Origin of the sequence: Lysobacter enzymogenes, assembly GCF_017168095.1 — a bacterium.
GTDB lineage: Bacteria > Pseudomonadota > Gammaproteobacteria > Xanthomonadales > Xanthomonadaceae > Lysobacter > Lysobacter enzymogenes_D.
In genome coordinates this window covers 1-3,981 of sequence record NZ_LXSD01000023.1, presented here as the reverse complement: position 1 = coordinate 3,981, position 3,981 = coordinate 1, and the positions used below count along the sequence as shown (strand labels likewise).

Annotated in this window: 4 protein-coding genes; 3 read left to right on the top strand and 1 reads right to left on the bottom strand. The window is 71.7% G+C overall.

Annotated elements, in window-relative coordinates; all coding sequences use genetic code 11:
• Positions 1 to 582 (bottom strand): hypothetical protein (locus tag A7A76_RS00540; protein WP_206409356.1); only part of this gene is annotated, 582 nt, incomplete at its 3' end.
• Positions 583 to 680: 98 nt separating this feature from the next.
• Here A7A76_RS00540 and A7A76_RS00535 point away from each other — a divergent pair.
• The 3 genes from A7A76_RS00535 to A7A76_RS00525 all read left to right on the top strand — a co-directional run.
• Entirely contained in the window at positions 681 to 1,550 is an 870-nt protein-coding gene (locus A7A76_RS00535; RefSeq protein ID WP_206409355.1) for a tetratricopeptide repeat protein, read from the top strand.
• A 384-nt stretch (positions 1,551 to 1,934) separates the two neighbouring features.
• Complete coding sequence (locus A7A76_RS00530; RefSeq protein WP_206409354.1) at positions 1,935 to 2,384, top strand: DUF4442 domain-containing protein; 450 nt, start codon at positions 1,935 to 1,937, stop codon at positions 2,382 to 2,384.
• A gap of 197 nt (positions 2,385 to 2,581) precedes the next feature.
• Positions 2,582 to 3,981 (top strand): serine/threonine-protein kinase (locus A7A76_RS00525; RefSeq protein ID WP_206409353.1); only part of this gene is annotated, 1,400 nt, incomplete at its 3' end.

The window sequence follows — 3,981 nt, the reverse complement described above, 5'->3', positions numbered from 1 at the left end:
ATCGGCCGCCAGCACCGCCAGCACCAGCGCCGCCGCCGCGGCCAGCGCGATCGCGCCGAAGCGGCGCCAGTGCGGCGCCGCCAGCGAGGCGTAGGCGAGCAAGACCGCGCCGGGCGCGAACGCCAGCCACCACAGCATCCACGCCAGCGCGTGCAGGCGGCTGGCGTGCGCGTCGAGATCCTGCGGATCGAGCGAGACCACGCCCTGCGCCGCCCACGCCAGCGCCGACCACAGCCACAGCCACGCGCCGATCCGCGCCGGCGCGCGCAGCCCGCGCGCGGCCCCGGCCAGGCCCCAGGCCACCCACGCCAGCGCCAGCCCCGGCCCGATATAGCCCAGCAGATTGAACGCCAGCGCATACCGAATGCCTTGCGCGCCGAGCAGGCCGGGCGGATGGCGCCAATGCGAATAGCCGTCCAGCGCCGCGCCGAAGCCGAGCAACGCGGCCACGCAGCACAGCGCGGCGGCCGCGGCGACGACGAACGCGCGCGAACCCGCCGGCGGCGGCGCGGTCGCCGTCGATGCCGCCGCCGCAGCGGCGTTCGTGGCGCTCGAAGCGCGGGACTTGGATGAGGCCTTCATCGCGACATGCTAGCGTGCGCGGCTCGCGGCGCGCTTGCCTCGCGCCGCCCCCGTCCCCATTTCGAAACGCGTCCGCTTTCGAATCCATGAGCCCGCCGATGACCGCCACCGCCGCCAATCCCCACGTATTCGACGCCACCACCGAACGGTTCCAGCAGGACGTGCTGGAAAAATCGCTCAAGGTGCCGGTCCTGATCGACTTCTGGGCCGATTGGTGCCAGCCGTGCAAGACCCTCGGCCCGATCCTGGAAAAGCTGGCCGGCGAATACCACGGCGCGTTCGTGCTGGCCAAGGTCGATGTCGAGGCCGAGCAGCAGCTCGGCGCGGCGTTCCAGATCCGCTCGATCCCGACCGTGTACCTGATGAAGGACGGCCAGCTCGTCGACGGCTTCGCCGAGGCGCTGCCGGAAAGCGTGGTGCGCGAGTTCCTCAAGCAGCACGGCATCGAGCCGGCCGCGCCGGCGGCCGAAGAAGCGCCGGCAGTAGCCGCGCCGGTCGATCCGCACGCCGAAGTCGTGCGCCTGCGCCGCGAAAGCGCCGAGCAGCCCGACAAGCCCGAACTCAAGCTCGACCTCGCCCTGGCCCTGCTGGCCACCGGCGCGGAAACCGAATCGGAGCAGTTGCTCGACGCGCTGCCGGCCAACCTGGCCACCGACGACCGCAGCGTGCGCGCCCGCGCCAAGCTCGGTTTCCTGAAAGTGGTGCGCGACGCGCCGCCGGCCGCGACCCTGGAAGCGACCCTGGCCGCCGCGCCGGACGACGCCCAGGCGCGCTACCTGCTCGGCGCGCGCCTGATCGCCGCCGGCCAGGACCAGGCCGGCCTGGAGCAGCTCATCGAACTGCTGCGCCGCGACCGCGCGTTCCAGGACGGCTTGCCGCGCAAGGCGCTGATCGACGCGTTCCGGGTGGTGGCGGACGAGGATCTGGTAGGGGTGTACCGGCGCAAGATGTCGGCGTTGTTGTTCTGAGCCGCCGGGGTTGGCGCGCGAGGATTCGGGCTTGGCCGAAGCGTCGTTTTCGGCGCTGACGGGTCCGGAGGACCTCAAGCCCGGCGCTTCGGCGTCGGGCACGCAGACCTCGTCCCGGCACCGAACCCTCGGCCCCTCACTCTCACCGTTCCGGCGCCCAACCCGTCGTTCCGGCGAAAGCCGGAACCCATTTTGATTTGGCTCCTCTGCTCTCGCCCACTCAAAAGAGGCGAAGCGAAAATGGATTCCGGCCTCCGCCGGAATGACGGCAAGCAAGCCGGTCGCCGCGAGTGCGCACGACAAACGGCCGCGGCGCCAGCCCCTCGCTTCAACAATACGCATCCGTATGGCAGACTGCCCGCGCCCGTCCCCACCCAGGCGCCCATGAAAGCCAGCCTCCTCCGCCACGGCCTGAACCTGTGGCCGCCGTTCCTGTTCGCCGGCATCCACGTCGCCGCGATCTCGCCCGATTACCGCCACGCCGCGGTCGAGCTGCGGATGCGGCCGTGGAACCGCAACTACGTCGGCACCCACTTCGGCGGCAGCCTGTTCGCGATGACCGACCCGTTCTGGATGCTGCTGGCGATGCAGGCGCTGGGCCGCGACTACATCGTCTGGGACCGCGCCGGCGCGATCGAATTCGTCAAGCCCGGCCGCGGCACGGTGCGCGCCCGCTTCGACCTGGGCGACGACGTCCTCGCGGAACTGCGCGCGGCCACCGCCGGCGGCGACAAGGTCCTGCGCTGGTTCGACAACGAGATCCTCGACGCCCAGGGCGAGGTCGTGGCCAAGGTGCGCAAGCAGCTTTACGTGCGGCGCAAGCGCGACCGCTGAGCGGCGAAGGCCGCGCCGGCGCGGCTTTGCGACCCGCGTCGCCATTCCGTCCGCGCCGCTGCGGTATGGAAGCGACTGTCAGAATGCGCGCCTGGGCCCCGCTCAGGCTTGTAAACGCGGGCACTTAAAAGCCACACTAGTCGTCACGCGGGCACTGCAGCGGCGTTATGCTGCGCAGTCGCGACACGGGGCCGCGAATGTCCAACAGCACAATCCAGACCGATGCTCAACGCGCGCCGATGCCGGAAATCACCGGTTATCGCTTGCGCGAGATCATCAACCACGGCGGCTCGTCCACGGTTTACCTGGGCGAGCAAACGGCGTTGGGGCGCGAAGTCGCCATCAAGATCATGTTGCCGCACGCCCTGGCCGACGAGGTCAGCCGGCGCCGCTTCGAGAACGAAGTGCGCACCATCGCGCGGCTCGAACACCCGCACGTGGTCGGCATCCACGAGGTCGGCCGCACCCGCGACGGCCTGCCGTACTACGCCATGCCCTACCTGCCGCGCGGCCACCTGGGCAAGCGCATCGAGCAGGGCTTCGCCCGCGGCGAGGCCGAGGTGATCGCCATCGTCGAGCCGTTGCTGGCGGCGCTGGAATACGCCCACGCCCGCGGCGTCGTGCACCGCGACGTCAAGGCCGAGAACGTGCTGTTCGACAATTCCGAACGGCCGCTGCTGGCCGACTTCGGCATCGCCCTGCGCCGCGGCTTCGGCGCGCGCATGACCGCGACCGGCCTGGCCGTGGGCAGCACCGCCTACATGGCGCCGGAACAGGCGCGCGGCGAGGAGGTCGACGGCCGCGCCGACCTGTACAGCCTGGGCGTGCTGATCTGGGAAATGCTGACCGGCCGGCTGCCGTTCGAGGCGCCCGACGCGCTGTCGATGGCGGTGATGCACGCGCAGAACCCGATCCCGAAGCTGCCGCCGCCGCTCAAGCACTGGCAGCGCTTCATGAACCGCGCCCTGGCCAAGCAGCCCGAGCAGCGCTTCGAAAACGCCGCCGAGATGGCCCAGGCCGTCGACGAGATCAAGCACCGCGCGCAGATGAGCGGCTTCGGCCGCGCCCTGAGCGCGCTGCGCCCGCTCAAGCGCTGGGCCACCCCGGCCTGGGCCGGGCTGGCGGTGGCCGCGGTCGGCGTGGTCGCGGTCGGCTTCGGCCTCAACCGGGTCGAGAAGGACGGGTTCTTCCGGGTCGAATCCAAGCCCGCCGCCAGCGCCGCCGCGGCGCCGGCCGCGCCGGACCCGACCCAGGCGATGATGGCGCCGCTGCCGCAGGCGCCGCTGCAGGATTCGCTGCAGGCCGCGCGCGGCTACATCGGCGAAGGCCGGCTGGCCGCGCCGGCCGACGCCAACGCCTACAACAGCCTGCTCACCGCCTGGCACCTGGACAGCACCAACCCGGAAGTGGCGGTGGTGGTGAACGAACTCACCCAGGCCTTCGGCGACGCGCTCGCGCGCGACCTGCGCGAAGGCCGCGACGCGCAGGCGCGCCAGCACCTGGTCAACGCCACCGCGCTCGGCCAGCAGACCGGCACCGCCGACTCGCCGGCGCAGCGCGCGCTGCGCGAGAAGGCCGCGCAGGCGCTGCAGGCGCG